This window comes from Streptomyces fildesensis (assembly GCF_016107395.1).
Taxonomy (GTDB): Bacteria; Actinomycetota; Actinomycetes; order Streptomycetales; family Streptomycetaceae; genus Actinacidiphila; species Actinacidiphila fildesensis.
This window is the reverse complement of the sequence record NZ_JAAIKO010000046.1, coordinates 1-15,757: the sequence shown is the minus strand read 5'-3', so window position 1 is coordinate 15,757 and position 15,757 is coordinate 1. Positions and strand designations below refer to the sequence as shown.

The window sequence follows — 15,757 nt, the reverse complement described above, 5'->3', positions numbered from 1 at the left end:
CTCCCGTGGGGAAGCCGGGCACGTCTGTTGGGGTCAGGAAACGTGGCTCACTCGGACGGTGGTGACGCGGCCGTCGTGGGATTCGTTCGTCACGGCGATGCGGGTGCCCGTGTCGGGGACCTTGACGCCTACCTGGGGGAGGTCGGCGTTCCAGTAGACGCCGGTGTGGTCGTTGAAGACGGGGACGCCGGCGCGGGACGGGACGGTGACCGGGACGCCGTCCTTGTGGAAGGTGAGGCGGTCGGTGCGGCCGAGGGAGAACGTCGCGTCGAAGGTCTGGGCACGGGCGTTCAGTACGGTGCCGTCGGTGTAGCGCAAGGCCGCCGGGCGGGCGTCGATGGGGAGGAGCAGCCCGCCGCCGGGGTGGTTTGCGGTGGTGTTGTCGCTGTAGGCGGTGTCCCAGAGCCAGATGAGGGCGCCCTGCTGGTACGGGTAGAACTCGACGGTGTCCTTCTTCGCCGGGTTCTTCGGGTCGTTCGACCAGCCGAAGTTGTAGGGCCCGGTCTTGAGGAAGGCGCCGTAGCCGGTGTAGCGGCGGTTCTCCACGATGTAGGCGCGGGGGTGGTCGGTGGCGCCGGTGCGGCCGGTGACGATCGTGAAGCCCTGCGCGGTCCAGCCGGCGGGGCCGGCCTCCGCGCCGTCCGCGAACAGCTGGGTGCCGCCCGCGCTGACGCTCACCGCGTCGGTGAGGACGCCCTTGCCGTGGGTGTTGCTGTCCGAGGTGACGTGGAAGCGGAGCTGTACCTGCTGTCCGGCGTACGCGTCGAGCGGGACGCTCAGTGCGGTCCAGGCGCCGGAGGTGCCGGTGACCACGGGGATGCCGGTGGGGGTGCGGGGGATCGTGGTGCCGTCCACGGTGCCGGGCAGGGCCGTCCAGTGGCTTCCGCCGTCGGTGGAGGCCTCGACGGTGAAGAAGTCGTAGTCCTTCTCGATGTCGTACCAGAGCCGGGTGTCGAGAACGGCCGGGGCGGTGACGCCGCGCAGGTCGACGGTGCGGGTCAGTGAGCTGTCGAGGAAGTCACCGGTACCGCTCCACCACTGTTTGCCGCCCTCGTACGGGTCGGTGAGTTCTGTGGTGGTGGTCGACGGCGGCAGATGGACGAGCAGCCCCTGCGGATCGGCGGTGTTGTAGCTGGAGACACCGAGCCGGTGGGCGGAGGCGGGGGCGGCCGAAGCGGTCTCCTCGTAGGCGAGCCAGCCGAGTTGGAGCTTGCTCCAGGCGTCGAGGTCGCCCGGGTAGTCGCCGGTCGTGTTCGGGCCCTTGCCGAGGTAGGAGGCCGAGGACATCAGCGACCAGTAGTTGACACTGTTGTCGCCGGTGGCGCCGTACAGGTCCGGCAGCCCGAGGTCGTGGCCGTACTCGTGGGCGAAGAGGCCGACGCCGCTGTTCTCGCCGCCGGTGAGGTAGTCACCCGCCCAGATGCCGGTGTCGCCGACCGGGGTGCCGCCGATCCGGTTGCCCTGCGGGCCCGCCTGCCCCGCCTGGTCGTAGTACGCGAACCAGCGGTGCGCCCAGACGGCTCCGGTGCCCTGGGTGCCGCCGCCCCAGGTCTGGTCCTTGCCGGCGTGCACGACGACGAGGTGGTCGATGTAGCCGTCGGGCTCGTCGAAGTTGCCGTCGTGGTCGAAGTCGTAGCGGTCGTAGTGGTCGTACTGGGCTATCTGGGCCTTGATGGACGCCGGGGTGCGGCCCTTGGCACGCTCGCCGTCGTACCAGGCGGTGGTGGCGTCCCGGATCATGTCCCAGTTGCTGTGGCACTGCTGGCCCTCGGGGCAGTTGTCACTGCCGTAACGGGCCTCGTTCCAGGGCAGCTTGACCCAGTCGGTGACGGTGCCCTCGATGTCGTACCGGCCGGAGGACTGGGTGCGGTAGAAGTTGCGCAGCGAGACGGTGCCGGGGGTGTCGCCGAAGAACTGCTGCTGGTAGTAGGCGCGGTCGAAGTCCTTGCGCCAGACGGTGTGGTTGTCGGCCTTCGCGGGGCGGCCGGTGGTGTTGTGCAGCGGGCCGGGCTCGCCGCCGTAGCGGGGTTGGCCGTTGTTCATGGTGGTGCTGTCCACCTGGTCGCCGAACTCGGCGAGGATGACGAAGATCTTGTCCGTGCGCTCCTGGGCCAGTTCGGCGTACTGCTTGCCGATCTTGACGGTGTGGGGGAGCGTCCCGCCGGGCGCGCGGGCCACCGAACCGGCGGCGACGTGCTCCAGCGCCTGCCGGCGCAGCGCCTGGCGCTGCAGGTCCATCGGGCTGGACGGGGCGTCGGCGTGCCGGACGTCCTCGGAGGCGCTGCCGGCGGGGCCCGGGGCGGCGGCCGGTGGTGCGGTCGAGGCCGCGGCCGGGCCCGTGAGCAGCAGCGCGCCGGCTATCGCGGCGCTGGTGAGCGCCGCGATGCCGGGCAGGGTGATTCTGCGCAACGTACAGGTCCTTTCGGAGGAACTGCGGGAGCGCCTCCCGGAGGGGAGGGCCGGTGAGAGCAGGTAATATTTCACATGTCAAAGGTGATGTGTAGGGGCTGCACCGAGACGCCCGGAACTCGTCCGACAGGGGCGCGATACGGTCGCGGGGATCGGTAGCCGACTCGCGAGGGGAACCACGTGCCCGGGATCGAACTCACCGCCGGAACCATCGACTTCGAGGACACCGGGGGGCCGGGACCGGTCGTCGTCCTGCTGCACGGACTCGGCCAGAGCGGCACCGTCTGGAAGCGGGTCGTCGACGATCTGCGCACCGACCACCGCTGTGTGATCCCGGACCTGCCGACCGGCGGCCACCGCCGTCCGATGCGGCCGGAGGCCGAGCTGTCACTGCGCTCCGTGGCCCTGCTGGTCGGGGAGTTCCTGGAGCGGCTGGAGCTGGACGGGGTGACGCTGGTCGAGAACGACTCCGGCCACGCCCAGGTGCTCGCCGGTGAACGCCCCGAGCGGATCGGCCGGTTGGTCATCACCTCCGGCGAGGCGTTCGAGAACTACCCGCCGGGGGCCGGCGGCAAGATGCTGACGGCCGTGAGCCGTATCCCGGGCGGCGTGTACGCGCTCGCCCACTTCATGAACCTGCGGGCGCTGCGCGGGCTGCCGGTCGCCTTCCGTCCGATGTCCGTGCACGGTGTGCCGCACGAGATGCTCGACGACTGGCTCCGCCCGCTGCTCACCGACCGGGCGATCCGGGCCGATCTGCGGCGCTATCTCCTCAGCGCCCGCAAGGGCGCCATGCTCGAAGCGGCCGAACGTCTCAGGACGTTCGACCGCCCCGCGCTGGTCGTGTGGGCCGAGGACGACCGGATGATGCCCCGCGCCCACGGCCGCCGGCTCGCCGGCCTCCTGCCGCACGGCCGGCTCGTCGAGATCCCGGACTGCCGCACCCTCATCCCGGTGGACCAGCCGGCGGCCCTCGCGGCGGCACTGCGCGAATTCATCGGCTCCGAGGGCTGAGGAGTCCGCGGAAAGGGGCGCGGCGCTCAGGCGCGCAGGTCGCGGCGCTTGGTGTGAACGACGTGGAAGATCGTCAGGGGCACCGCGATCACCGCCTTGCGTCCGCCGGCCGGCTTCCGCACCACTGTGGCCTCGCTCATGACATCTCCCCTTGGGTGGCCCGCTCGAAGATCCCGACCAGTTCCGTGCCGTACGCCGCGAGGTCGGCGCCGGGCTCGCGGGCCAGCACGCCCGCGGCCGCGTCGATGGACGCCCGCAGGCCGACCGCCATCACCCGCGGATCGAAGTCCCGGAACACGCCCTCCGCCTGGCCGTCCCGGAAGTGGCGTTCCAGCAGTTCCAGCGCGGGCCCGTCCTGGACGGTCAGCGGTGCGCCGTCCGGTGTCCGCGCGTTCACCGCGATGTCCACCAGCGCGCGGATGTGCGCCGGGTGGGTGCTCATGAACTCCAGGTTCGCCTCGATGTGGGCGGCAAGGACCGCTGCCCGCCCGGCGACGGCCGCGATCCGCGGCCGGATGAAGGCCACGGCGGTGGTCGTCGCCTCGTCGACCACCGCCCGCACACCGAGCTGCTGTCCGCTGCCGCAGGCCCTTTACCAGGGGTGTTCGAGTAGGTGATGCTGTCCCGGCGCTGGAGGAATGATCGACACGGCGGGAGCCGGTCGGTTCGGAGGGGAAGGCCGCGGTGTGCGCGTAGTGCTGCTTGGTCCGGTTCAGGGGTACGCCGACGACGGGACGCCGGTCGAGGTGGGTGGTGTCCGGCTGCGGATGCTCCTTGCCAGGCTCGCCCTCGAAGAGGGCCGGACGGTCTCCGTCGACTCGCTCGTCGACGGCCTCTGGGGCGAGGAGCCGCCCGCCGAAGCGGCCAACGCGCTGCAGGCGCTGGTGTCCCGGCTCCGCAGGGCGCTGCGCGGGTCCGCGACGGTGGAGTCCGCATCCGGCGGTTACCGGCTCTCGGTGCGCGCTGAGGACGTGGACGTCCACCGCTTCGAGGAACTGGCCGCCCGGGGCAGACGGGCCCTCGCGGCCGGGCGGCCCGGCGAGGCGGCCTCGCTGCTCGGAACGGCGCTCGGGCTGTGGCAGGGCGCGGCGCTCGCCGATGTCCTCGACGCCCCCTTCGCCGGGCCCGTCGCGACCCGGCTCGACGATCTGCGCACCGCGGCTGCCGAGGACCACAGCGATGCCGAACTGCGGCTCGGACGGTACGGAGAGGTGCTCGCCGACCTCGAAGCGACCGGCGCCGAACGGCCGTTGAGCGAGCGGGTCGCCGGGCTGCGGATGCGGGCGCTGTCCGCGGCCGGACGGCAGTCCGACGCCCTCGCGGTGTACGAGGCGATACGCAAGCGGCTCGCCGACGAACTCGGCGTCGATCCGTCGGCCGAACTGCGGGAGATCCATCTGGTCCTGCTGCGCGGCGAGCTGGAGACACCGGCCGAGCGGGCCGAGACCGCCCCGAGCCGCCTCCCGGCCCGGCTGACCAGCTTCGTCGGCCGGGACGGTGAACTAGAGCGGCTCGCCGGTCAGTTGGACCGCAATCGGCTCATCACCATCGTCGGCCCCGGTGGCGCCGGCAAGACCCGGCTCTCCCTCGAAGCGGCCACCCGGGACCGCGCTCACGCCCGCGGCAGGGTCTGGTTCGTGCCGCTCGCCGGTGTGAGCGCACCGGACCAGCTGGCCGACGCGGTACTCGGCGCCCTCAGCTCCACCGACGGCCGCCTCTACGACGCAGGCCAGGGGCAGCGGACCACCCCGGTCGAGCGCATGGCCGGACTCTTCGGCAGCGGCGACGCCCTGCTCCTGCTCGACAACTGCGAGCACCTCGTCGAGGCGGCCGCGGAACTCGCCGCCGAACTCCTCGACAAGCTGCCGGAGCTGCGGATCCTCGCCACCAGCCGCGAGGCCCTCGCCATCACCGGCGAGTCCCTGTGCCACCTCGGCCCCCTCGACATCCCGATGGGATCACCGGAGCCCGCCGAGGCCGCGCAGTCGCCCGCCGTCCGCCTCTTCGTCGACCGGGCCGCCGGAGTCCGGCCGGACTTCACGCTCGACGACTCGACCCTCGACGCCGTCGTCGAGGTCTGCCGGCGGCTCGACGGGATGCCGCTCGCCCTCGAACTGGCCGCGGCGAAGCTCCGCTCGATGAGCGTCGAGCAGATCGCGCGCCGCCTCGACGACCGCTTCCGCCTCCTCGCCTCGGGCAGCCGCACCGCCCTGCCCCGGCAGCGCACCCTGCTCGCGCTCGTCGAGTGGAGCTGGGACCTGCTCGACGAACCCGAGCGGATCCTCGCCCGCAGACTGTCGGTGTTCCCGGGCGGCGCGACCGTCCCCGCGCTCGAAGCGGTCTGCGCGGACCCGTCGCTCCCGGCCGCCGACATCCCGTACGTCCTGGACGCCCTGGTCGAGAAATCGCTGGTCCACACCGTCGACGAACGGCTGGGCGAGCCGCGCTACCGGATGCTGGAGACGGTCCGTGCGTACGCGGCGCGGCAACTCGCGGACGCCGAGTCCGGGGACGCCGTCATCCAGCGGTATGCCGCGTACTTCCTGGCCCTCGCGGAAGAACACGAACCCCGGCTCCGTACCGGCGAACAGCTGCGCGCGATCGAGGTGTTCGACGCCGAACACGACAACCTCGTCCTCGCGCTGCGCTCGGTCGTCGACGCCCGGGACGGGGACCTGGCCGCGCGCTTCGCCGGGGCGATGTTCTGGTACTGGGGGATCAGGGGGATGAGCACCCAGCTCGACACCCATCTGGCGGAGGCCGCCGGGCCGGATTCCGTACCGGCAGGGGACTCCGGACGGGGGGCAGCGGGCGGCGAACGTCCGGCCGTTGAGGGGGAATCGGCGACGGCGCGGGAGTTCCACCCGGCCGTACTGCTCCTGCGGATGTCCCAGGCCTCCTTCCCCGCCCGCGGATCGGGACCGGGCGGAAGCGCGGACCAGGACCCCCTCGACTCGCCCGACCCGTGGGTCCGGGCCGGCGCCCACCTGGCACGGGACTTCGCCCTCACCGAACAGGGCGACCTGGTCACCGGCGCCGAGTCCCGGATGGAGGCCCTGCGCGGCTTCGAGGAGGTGGGCGACCGCTGGGGGCTCGTGATGAGCCTGCTCCCGATCGGCCGCGACCACTCCCTGCGCGGCGAGTACCCGCAGGCCATCGCCACCTTCGAACGGACCGTGGCACTCAGCTCGGAACTCGGCACCGAGGACTACCTCTACCTCAGCAAGGCCAGACTCGCCCGCGAACGCCGGCGCAGCGGCGACCTGGAAGGCGCCTTCCGCGATCTGCACGCCGCGCACCGGCAGGCCCGCGAGCGCGGACAGCTGCGGCTGGAGGCCAACATCCTCGTGGGCCTGGCCAATGTGCACCGCAGGGCCGGTGACCTGGCGCAGTCCGACGCGACCCTCGACCGTCTCGAGGCGCTGAGCGCCCGGCGCCCCTCCCTCAGGGAGACCGCCCGCGACCTGATCGTCAGCACCCGCATCGAGAACCGTCTCGCCGAGGGTGACGCCGTACGGGCCAGGACCCTGCTGCCGGAGGCGGCCGGCGCCCTGTTCGGCCAGGGCGCGGGCGCCGCGCTCGCCTGGGTGGCCGAACTGCTGGGCGGACTGCGGACCTTGGAGGGGGCCCCCGAGGAGGGCGCCAGATCGCTCGGCATGAGCCAGGTGATGCGCGGCGCCTTCGACTGGGGCGAGCCCGAGTGGCGCGAGCTGGTCGACCGCATCGTGGCGACGCTGGGCGAGGAGGGCTTCAGGAACGCGTACGAGGAGGGGGCCGCTCACTCCCGCGAGGACGCACTGCGGTGGCTGGAGGCGGAGACCCTGCGGACGGTGCCGCGCGCCTGACGAGGCGCCCGCGGTCATGCGGACAGCCGGGCGGGGTCCGCTCCACCCCCGTGGGTGCGGACCCCGCCCGGCCGGACTTGTCACCGGAGGACCTGGGGGATCATCCGGCGTTCTTGCGGTAGGCGCGCATGGCCAGCGGGAAGAAGACCACGATCACGCCGGCCATCCAGGCGAGGCTGCCGGCCAGCGAGCCGGCGACCGGGCCGCCGTTGAGCAGACCGCGGACCGCGTCGGCCACCAGCGAGACGGGGTTGACGTCGGACCAGGCCTGGAGCCAGTCGGCCATCTTGTTGTCGGAGACGAAGACGTTGCTGGCGAAGGTGAGCGGCAGGATCAGGATGGTCATCAGGCCCTGCACGGAGGCGGGGTTCTTGATCAGCATGCCGAGGAACACCGAGATCCAGGAGAAGCTGAGCGCGAAGCCGATGAGCAGGGCGACCGCGGCGAGCGAGGCGACCGGGTTGGTCCCGACGCGGTACCCCATGATCAGGGCGAGGACGACCAGGGTGGCCAGGCAGGCGACGTAGCGGACGATGTCCGCGAGGACGGCGCCGATCAGCGGGCTGGAGCGGGCGATCGGCATGCTGCGGAACCGGTCGAAGATCCCGGTACTGGCGTCCGCGCTGAGCGAGGCGCCGATCCCGATGCTGGCCTGGAAGACGGCCATGACCATGACGCCTGGTGTGACGTGCTGCAGATAGCCGTGGGTGTCACCGCCGGACATGGCGTCCCCGAACAGGTAGATGAACATCAGCAGGCTGATGATCGGGGTGAGGATCACATCGACCAGCTGCATCGGCGACTTCATGAACTTGATGACGCCGCGGCCGGCGAGGGCGAGGCTGTGCTGGGCGGTCTGCGCGAGGCCGATACGGCCGGGGAGCTCGGCGGGGGCGCTGAGGGTCTGGGTGCTCATGACAGGGGTCCTCTCGGGAAGGTCTGCAGGGAACGGAAGGGCTCAGACGGCGACGGGCTGCTCGTCCGCGACGGCCGGCTCGTGTCCGGTCAGGGCGAGGAAGACCTCGTCGAGGCTGGGCAGGCGCAGGCCGAGCTCGTCGGCGGTGATGCCGGCGCCGTCCAGGCGGCGGGCGACCGCGGCGACGAGCAGCGGGTCGTCGGCCGGGACGGTCAGCACGCCGGAGTCCTGCGCGGGGGAGTGGCCGGACAGCTCGGCGAGCAACTGCGCCACCTGCGGCACATCGGCGGCCATGGCGGGCCGGACCTGGAGGATCTGGCCGCCGACGCGGCGCTTGAGCTCACCGGGCCGGCCTTCGGCGACCTTGCGGCCCTTGTCGAAGACGGTGATGGAGTCGGCGAGCTGGTCGGCCTCTTCGAGGTACTGGGTGGTCAGCAGCACGGTGGAGCCGTCCGCGACCAACTGCCGTACGACGTTCCAGACCTCCTGCCGGGCGTGCGGGTCCAGGCCGGTGGTGGGCTCGTCCAGGAAGAGCACCTGCGGCCGGCCGACCAGGGAGGCGGCCAGGTCCAGGCGCCGCCGCATCCCGCCGGAGAAGGTGGCGATCGGCTTGCGGGCCGCCTCGGTGAGGGAGAAGTTCTCCAGGAGCTCGGCGGCCCGCGCCTTCGCGTCGCGCCGGGCCAGGCCGAGCAGCCGCCCGATGAGCACCAGGTTCTCGGCGCCGGACAGGGTCTCGTCCACGGAGGCGAACTGACCGGTCAGCCCGATCAGCTGCCGGACCCTGACCGGATCCTTGACGATGTCGTAGCCGCCGATGCTGGCGTGCCCGGCGTCGGGGCGCATCAGCGTGGCCAGGATGCGCACGGTGGTGGTCTTGCCGGCGCCGTTGGGACCCAGGACACCGACGACCTTGCCGGCCGGCACCTCCAGGTCGACGCCGTCCAGGGCGGTGAAGTCGCCGTACTTCTTGACCAGTCCCTCGGCCCGGATCGCGTACCCCATGTTCAACAACTCCTCGTCAGGTCCTCGTCGTTCTCGATGGCCATGACGATGCCGGGCCCGGCTGACAGTCCGCGGACAGCCCGCTGACGACGGTCGACGACGGTTGTCAGGCGCTGTCAGGGCTTACGCGAACAGGCCCGGCGCCCGCTCCTTGAGGAGCGGGCGCCGGGCCTGTCGGGTTCCGTGCTGCGGGGTCCGGTGGAATCGCTACCTTTCCTTCAGCGTTGGTGTCTGCTGATCTGCGCCCACCACCGATGACCGGGACCATGCCTGTGATCACTCCGTTTCAGATCGCTGGAGTTTCGGTGAGGGAGGTGGGGTGGTGGCGGATCGGGAGAGGGTGTCGAGTCGGGCGGCGAGGTCGGGGTGGGTGGTGGTCAGGTGGGGGCGGGTGGCGTTGAGGGGGCGGATGAGGGCCGCGGGGTCGTCCTCGGCGAGGGCGGCGTCGAGCTGGCCGAGGGTTCCGCGGGCCGCGGTGGGGAGGTCGGTGAGAGTGGTGATCTGGGCGGCGATGCGGCGAAGATCGGCGGCGTTGTCGCGGGCCCAGGCGGCGAGGGTGCGGTCGGCGGCGCGGCCTTGTCGGGTGGCCTGGACGCGTTGTTCGCCGGTGGTTCCGGCGGGTCCGGGGCGGCCTCGCAGGTAGCGGCGTTCGGCGGCCTGGCGGCTGGTCACACCCAGGGGGTGGGCGAGGTCGGCCCAGCTGGCTCCCGCATGGCGGGCGGTCTCGATCAGGCCGGTTTCCCATCCGGAGAGATTTTCGCGGATCTGCCGCAGCAGCAGGAGGGAGGCCAGGGCCTGTTCCGGGCCGGCAGCGGGGGCGCGGGCGCCGGGGGAGCCCGGGGTCTCATGCTGGGCGGCGTGCAGTTCACCGTCGATGGCTTCCAGGGCTGCCGCGGCGGCGAGAAAGGAAGCCGGGCTCTGGGTGTCGGTGCGGGGAGAGGCCGGTTGGTCGGCGGCTGCCATGGGCACCTCCTTCTGGACCGTCAGCCTTTGGACGACACCATGTTTGTCATCCATTGGATGACATGCTACAACGGATTCCGTGCAGCGCATTGGCAGCTACTGCCCGAACCTTCTGGAGGTGTTTCGCAATGTTGATGCGCACTGACCCCTTCCGCGAGCTGGACCGGATCGCCCAGCAGCTGACCGGCTCCGGTACCTGGACGCGGCCTTCCGCGATGGCGATGGACGCCTACCGCGAGGGCGACGAGTACGTGGTGGCGTTCGACCTTCCCGGTGTCAGCGCGGAGTCGATCGACATCGACGTCGAGCGGAACATGCTGACCGTCAAGGCCGAGCGCCGGCCCGCGGCGAAAGCCGACGACGTCGCGATGGAGTTGTCGGAACGGCCGCTGGGCGTGTTCTCCCGCCAGCTCGTGCTGGCCGACACCCTGGACACCGAGCGCATCAGGGCCGACTACGACGCCGGGGTACTCACCTTGCGCATCCCGATCGCCGAGCGCGCCAAGCCCCGCAAGATCGCCATCGGCGGTGGCTCCTCCCGCCAGCAGATCTCCGGCTGACCCGGCGCCGGCCGGGACCGACGCGGCGGAGGACGGGCACGTGCCCCTCTCGATCGTCCTCCGCACCGGACGAAGGAAGGGCGGCGGCCGACATGGCCCTGCGATGGGAAGCATTCCTCGACCAGGTGACCGAACGCGGCGAATACGGCAGCCGCCAGGAGGCGGAACGCGCGACCCGCGTGGTGCTCGCCCTGCTCGGCGCCCACCTGGTCGGCCAGGTGCGGGCCCACCTGGCGGCGCGTCTGCCGGAAGGCTTCGCCCTGATCCTGCTCAACCCGCTGCAGAGCGCTGAACCCCTCCCACCGGAGCGGTTCCTGCGGGCGGCGGCGGCCTGGATCGAGGGAGCCACCGAGACGACCGCGGCCTGGGACGTCAGCGCCGTCCTCAGTACCGTCGCCGACGCGACCGACGACGACCTGCTCCACGAGGTCCTGCTCCAACTCCCCGCGGGCTACGACCTCCTGTTCGGCCGCCCCCAACCCATCTGACCACCCACCCGCCGGGTGCCGGCACCACCACCACGGATACAGAAAGGCAGCCACCGCAGTGATCTCCGACCTGCGCGCACCGCTCCAGCACCCAACCGCCATGACCTACGAGCAGATGCTGGAGAAAGTCCGCTACGAGGGCGTCTACCCCACTCGGGAGCGGGCCGAGGAAGCCGTCCGCGTCGTCCTTTCGGGACTCGGCCGCCAGCTGACAGGCGACGAACGCGTCGAACTCGCCGCCCGCCTGCCCTTCGAGGCCGCCTGCATCCTCACCGCCCAAATCCCCGCCCACCGACCCCTGACCGGATGGGCCTTCGTCCAGGACCTCGCCGACCGCACCGGCGCCACCCCCGCCACCACCCGCTGGGACACCGGCTCCGTCCTGGCCGCCGTCACCGCTCTGGCCGACCCCGACCTGATCACCCGCATCCTGAAGCAGCTCCCCAACGGCTACGCCCTGTTGTTCGGCCGCGCCGAACTCACCCAGGCCGCATAAGGAGCCCACCGTCGCGCGCACGGCACCGCCCAGGACCCAGCGATCACACGAATCGGCTGCACGGTCATCGTGGTACTACCGGGCGAGAACGGCACTCACCGTCTTCCCACCCGCCGGCCGGTGGGTCACGGCGGTGGCGTGCGCGAGGCGGTTGACCATGGGCCGGCCGAAACCTCCCGTCCCTCCGATACCCGTCAATCGTGTCGCTGTTCTGTTCGAAAGCGACTACCTCACCGTCGGGTACCCGAAAATCTGTGATGGCTGGAGTAGACATTGGGCGGCGGTGTGGTTATGGTTTCTCTCGTAGCCGAGATCAAGAACGGCCCGGCAGAGATGAACTGCCAGGCAGTAGTACGCAGTTGCAGGTGTAGTTCGCAGGGCGGTGCGGTGGTGGAGTCGCGAAGCCAGAGCAGGTGCAGGACGGCGACGGGACTGACGACCGGACCGGGTGGCCCGCAGTGATCAGGGGCCGCCGTGAGCGGTAACGCAGTGGCAGTACCCGCAAGTGCAGTTCGCAGTACCCAGCAGTGAAGTCAGTGAGCGGTACCTCGGTGAAGGCGTCGGCTGCGGACGCGCGCACCGGGAGGTTCGGCAGTGGGGTTCTAAGCCAGGGCACATGCAGGACGGGCGACGGGGCTGGCTGTCGGAGGGTGGTGCGGTGAAGGCCATCAGCAGATCGCACTACCAGCAGTTCGGTTGTTCCCGTAGGTACGGCACGGCAGTGGAATCCGGCGGCCGCTTCATGTGGGAGGGCCGTAGGGATTGATTGCCGGGCTGGGCGGCCCATGAGGGGCTGCCGCGCAGGTCACAACTTGTGAAACGCAGCGTGTGAAGTGCAGTTCCGTTGTGATCGCAGGACCGCAGTATCTGAAGTACCAGCAGGTCAGTAGCTTTTCATCGTTTCAGGTACGAGCAGGAAGGTTCGGAGCGACACCATCAGGATCGCCCGCACGGCAGGTGTGTGCGGGCACTCGCAAGGCCCCGGATTGGAAGGTGGTCCCCGGTCAAGCATTCAAGATCCCCGCGCCCCGTGTTCCCCCGACGCGCCAGTGCGGATACGGCAGGACCGGCAGGCACAAGCCGGTAGATGTAGATGGTGTTTGATCCGCCCCATGGGGCCCCGGAAGCCAGGTACGGCTCCGGGGCCCCTCCACGCGTTTGTCCAGGAGGCCAGATGACCATCAGACACGAAGAGGCGTAATGACCGAACAACCCCCCGCGAGCCCCGCGAGCCCGTCCGACCGGTTCGACGACGAGGACTACCCCGCCTACACGATGGGTCGCGCCGCCGAGATGATCGGCACCAACGCCGCGTTCCTCCGTGCGATCGGCGAAGCCCGCCTGATCACCCCGCTGCGGTCCGAGGGCGGCCACCGCCGCTACTCCCGCTACCAGCTGCGCATCGCGGCCCGTGCCCGCGAGCTCGTCGACCAGGGCACCGCCATCGAAACCGCCTGCCGCATCGTGGCGCTGGAGGACCAGCTCGAAGAGGCCCTGGCCCTCAACGAACAGCTGCGCAACCGGCCCGGCAATCCCGCCGCCTGAGCCCAAGAACCCGGGCACGTAGCGGGCCCCGAACCTGACACCCTCCGCGGGAAGCTGCCGCTTGCTGCGCATCGCATCACGTCATCGGTGCGCAGGGCGCTGATCAACCACCGGGACGCTGTCCCGCCCATCGTTCAGCAGGTCCCGCACGTCGTTGTGGTGGCCGGCACCGCGGTGGGGTGATAGCGAGGGGAAGGTGGTTACCGCTGGGGGGTGTGGTCGTTGTTCGGGGTGACAGTGCTGCAGGAGGTCATGGGTTTGTGCGGTTGTCGGTGCACGGCAGGTGGTGAGGCCAGTGGCGGGAGGGTTGTGCTCGTAGGTGAGCCGCTGTTGCGTGGGGCGCTCGTCCGCCGGTGGTGGCACGTGCGTGGTGGAAACGGTCGGGGTCTGAGCACCGGCGGTGGCCCGGCCCGGTTGCCGACATGCCGGTACTTCGAACGGTGATCGCGCCCCGGCCGGCCGGGCGTGCTCGTGGCGACCACGGGCCCGGGCCGCTCTCCTCCATGAACCTGGTGGGGCACGAGCGTGGATGACAGCGAGCTGATCCGCCCTGTGCGGGAGTGGCATCGCCTGGTTCCCGGGATGGGCGCGAGGGCTGCTCTCGACGCTCTGGTCACGGCTCTCGCGGACGAGTCGGCCTCAGCGGCGACTGCCGTCGGGCTCAAGGCCCAGCTCGACCTCATCGAGGAACAACGCGATCACGCCCGTGGTGACCGCAGCCCGTGACCACAGGGGCCGGAAGCCGAGAAGGGCCCCGTGGCGGCATGGCTGGTGTGGGCCAGGACCATGCTCTCGCTATTGCTCAGCTTGTCGCCGTCGTCCACCGCCCCGGTCGTAAAGGTCTGGATCGGCGGTGTCCTGTCCGGCATGCACAAGAACTTATCGGGGCGCGGGGAGTGCTCCCACGCTGATCGGTAGCAAGCGGTGGCACCCGGGGGAATATCCCGCCGGAGCCGCCGTCGGGGGAGGTGGGCCGATGGCTACCGTGTTCCCGATGAACCCATTTCCCGGAGGCGGGCGGTAGCTGATGATGCGGGAACTGACGGATGCGGAGTGGACGGGCGTGCGCTCGGCGTACTGCAACGGAACTTCGGCGGTGTGCCCCGCCTGCGCCCGGGGCGGTAGCGCTGAGCTCAAGCCGAAGCAGCGCGTGATGCGCTTCGCGTGCGGTCATGAACTCACGATTCCGGAGGGCGCCACCCCCTGACGGAACGGGGCCCGAAGGCGTGCCAGGTTGCACCGAATGGGTGTCGGAGACCGCGAGTGGGGTGGTAGGTGGGCTGCGGGGCACTCAGCGGGGTAGCCGAGGGGGAGACGTTGGTGCATCGCGCGATGCTCTTCGCTCCTCGAGGGCGGGGATGGATGAGGGCTCATCCGGCCGGAGCTGATTCTCCCGCCGCTGTAACGGTGTTCGAGGGGTTGGTGGGGTTGGGGGTGGTGTACCGGGCCGGGAATTACGGCAGTGAGCCCGGCGGTCTGGGTGCCGCCCGGCTACTGGCCGATGAATTCCTTGACTGTCTGGCCGCGGATCTCGCCACAACCCTGAGCGAGCGATTCCGCTTCGACGTGAGGCTCGTGGTCACGGAGCTGCTGACCAACGCTGAACGCTACGCGCACGGCCCGTCCCTGCTGGAACTGGAGGGAAGCCCTCGCAGCGTGGTGGTGACGGTATGGGACTCCAGTACCGCTCTGCCGGTCGTGTTCCCGCCCGATCCGTCCCGGGCCGGCGGTCACGGTCTGGAGATCGTGAACCGGCTGTGTGTGCAGGTGACGGTGGAGCGGGTACCGGTAGGCAAGCGCATACGGGCCGTCCTGTCGGTTCCTGGCGCCCCGTAACGGTAGCTGGGGGCAGCGCTGTCGCTTCCGGAACCCTTCTGGCAGGCACTCGGCCACTTCGGGGCACCGTTCGGCAGGTTACGGTGCGCCGGGTATCGCGGAGCGGGATGGCGGCCTGCGTGGCGCCAGCCGGCGACGAGAGGGTTGGGGCCGCTCCTGCCGAGGTCGCATGGGGTGAGGTGGGGCCGGTCAGCTGTAAGCGGGTGTGCCCAGCATCGCTACTGCGGCCTGGAGCGGGCTGAGAACAGCGGTGGCAGTTACCGCAGCGGCCTCGGGTGCGGGACGGCAGGTGAAGCCGAGTCGGGTCATGGCCCGGGTGATCTGCTCGGCGGTGAAGTCACGCCGGTCCTGCCGGGTGAGGATCTGGCCCACCTGTTTCACGGGGTAGGTGCGACGGCTGATGATCACGGATTCTCCCGTGACCGCTTCGGGCTTGACGCCCCGCATCCTGTCCTGCACTTCGCTCTTGACCAGATCGAAGGAACAGCCGGCGATGACGCAACGCATAGGACCTCAGCAAGGAGAGGGGGCAGTCGGATACCTCAGAGTCCCACACCCGGACCACCGACGGGAAGATCAACCCGCCGGTGGGAAATCCGGCACGAGGGCCGGTGTCGTGCTACCTTGTTGCCAGTTGCAGTTGTGGTACCCATGAACTTTGTGTGCACTCGACGGGCGTGACC

Annotated in this window: 14 protein-coding genes; 8 read left to right on the top strand and 6 right to left on the bottom strand. The window is 70.7% G+C overall.

Translation table 11 applies throughout. The features are described 5' to 3' along the window. Positions 1–33: 33 nt before the first annotated feature. The gene (locus C6N31_RS35735) at positions 34–2,409 is read right to left on the bottom strand and encodes an immune inhibitor A domain-containing protein (RefSeq protein ID WP_232486068.1); all 2,376 of its coding nucleotides are present in this window, start codon (positions 2,407–2,409) and stop codon (positions 34–36) included. A 180-nt stretch (positions 2,410–2,589) separates the two neighbouring features. Between C6N31_RS35735 and C6N31_RS35730 the strand changes: the two genes are divergently transcribed. Next, positions 2,590–3,423 (top strand): alpha/beta fold hydrolase, encoded by an 834-nt coding sequence (locus tag C6N31_RS35730; RefSeq protein ID WP_138356548.1) that lies wholly within the window; start codon positions 2,590–2,592, stop codon positions 3,421–3,423. A 136-nt stretch (positions 3,424–3,559) separates the two neighbouring features. Here the strand turns inward: C6N31_RS35730 and C6N31_RS35725 are convergent, their stop codons facing one another. After that, complete coding sequence (locus C6N31_RS35725; protein WP_198359083.1) at positions 3,560–3,985, bottom strand: hypothetical protein; 426 nt, start codon at positions 3,983–3,985, stop codon at positions 3,560–3,562. A 124-nt stretch (positions 3,986–4,109) separates the two neighbouring features. Between C6N31_RS35725 and C6N31_RS35720 the strand changes: the two genes are divergently transcribed. Beyond that, positions 4,110–7,268, top strand: coding sequence for an AfsR/SARP family transcriptional regulator (locus C6N31_RS35720; protein ID WP_307811582.1), 3,159 nt, complete (start codon positions 4,110–4,112; stop codon positions 7,266–7,268). Positions 7,269–7,368: 100 nt separating this feature from the next. Here C6N31_RS35720 and C6N31_RS35715 read toward each other — a convergent pair whose 3' ends face one another. From C6N31_RS35715 to C6N31_RS35705, 3 genes are all read right to left on the bottom strand, one after another. After that, entirely contained in the window at positions 7,369–8,184 is an 816-nt protein-coding gene (locus C6N31_RS35715) for an ABC transporter permease (RefSeq protein ID WP_138356550.1), read from the bottom strand. Positions 8,185–8,226: 42 nt separating this feature from the next. After that, positions 8,227–9,186: an ATP-binding cassette domain-containing protein gene (locus C6N31_RS35710; protein WP_138356551.1), complete on the bottom strand. Its 960-nt coding sequence runs from the start codon at positions 9,184–9,186 to the stop codon at positions 8,227–8,229. Positions 9,187–9,462: 276 nt separating this feature from the next. Then, a complete protein-coding gene (locus tag C6N31_RS35705) occupies positions 9,463–10,149 on the bottom strand; it encodes a type III effector protein (RefSeq protein WP_198359082.1) in 687 nt (228 codons plus the stop codon). 128 nt (positions 10,150–10,277) lie between these two features. On the opposite strand from C6N31_RS35705, the gene C6N31_RS35700 reads away from it, so the two are divergent. The 6 genes from C6N31_RS35700 to C6N31_RS35675 all read left to right on the top strand — a co-directional run bounded on the left by C6N31_RS35700 (position 10,278) and on the right by C6N31_RS35675 (position 15,074). Continuing rightward, positions 10,278–10,709: an Hsp20/alpha crystallin family protein gene (locus C6N31_RS35700; RefSeq protein ID WP_138356553.1), complete on the top strand. Its 432-nt coding sequence runs from the start codon at positions 10,278–10,280 to the stop codon at positions 10,707–10,709. Between the two features lie 92 nt (positions 10,710–10,801). Then, on the top strand, positions 10,802–11,197 hold the full coding sequence (locus C6N31_RS35695) for a DUF2267 domain-containing protein (protein ID WP_198359081.1): 396 nt from the start codon (positions 10,802–10,804) through the stop codon (positions 11,195–11,197). A gap of 58 nt (positions 11,198–11,255) precedes the next feature. Then, positions 11,256–11,693: a DUF2267 domain-containing protein gene (locus C6N31_RS35690; RefSeq protein WP_381586037.1), complete on the top strand. Its 438-nt coding sequence runs from the start codon at positions 11,256–11,258 to the stop codon at positions 11,691–11,693. Between the two features lie 1,200 nt (positions 11,694–12,893). Beyond that, the gene (locus tag C6N31_RS35685; protein WP_138356556.1) at positions 12,894–13,238 is read left to right on the top strand and encodes a MerR family transcriptional regulator; all 345 of its coding nucleotides are present in this window, start codon (positions 12,894–12,896) and stop codon (positions 13,236–13,238) included. Positions 13,239–13,763: 525 nt separating this feature from the next. After that, positions 13,764–13,964 (top strand): hypothetical protein, encoded by a 201-nt coding sequence (locus C6N31_RS35680; RefSeq protein WP_138356557.1) that lies wholly within the window; start codon positions 13,764–13,766, stop codon positions 13,962–13,964. Positions 13,965–14,645: 681 nt separating this feature from the next. Further along, positions 14,646–15,074, top strand: a complete 429-nt coding sequence (locus C6N31_RS35675; protein ID WP_244809478.1) for an ATP-binding protein — start codon at positions 14,646–14,648, stop codon at positions 15,072–15,074. 189 nt (positions 15,075–15,263) lie between these two features. On the opposite strand, the gene C6N31_RS35670 is transcribed toward C6N31_RS35675, so the two are convergent. Beyond that, entirely contained in the window at positions 15,264–15,581 is a 318-nt protein-coding gene (locus tag C6N31_RS35670; RefSeq protein WP_138356559.1) for an SCO5918 family protein, read from the bottom strand. Positions 15,582–15,757 lie beyond the last annotated feature (176 nt).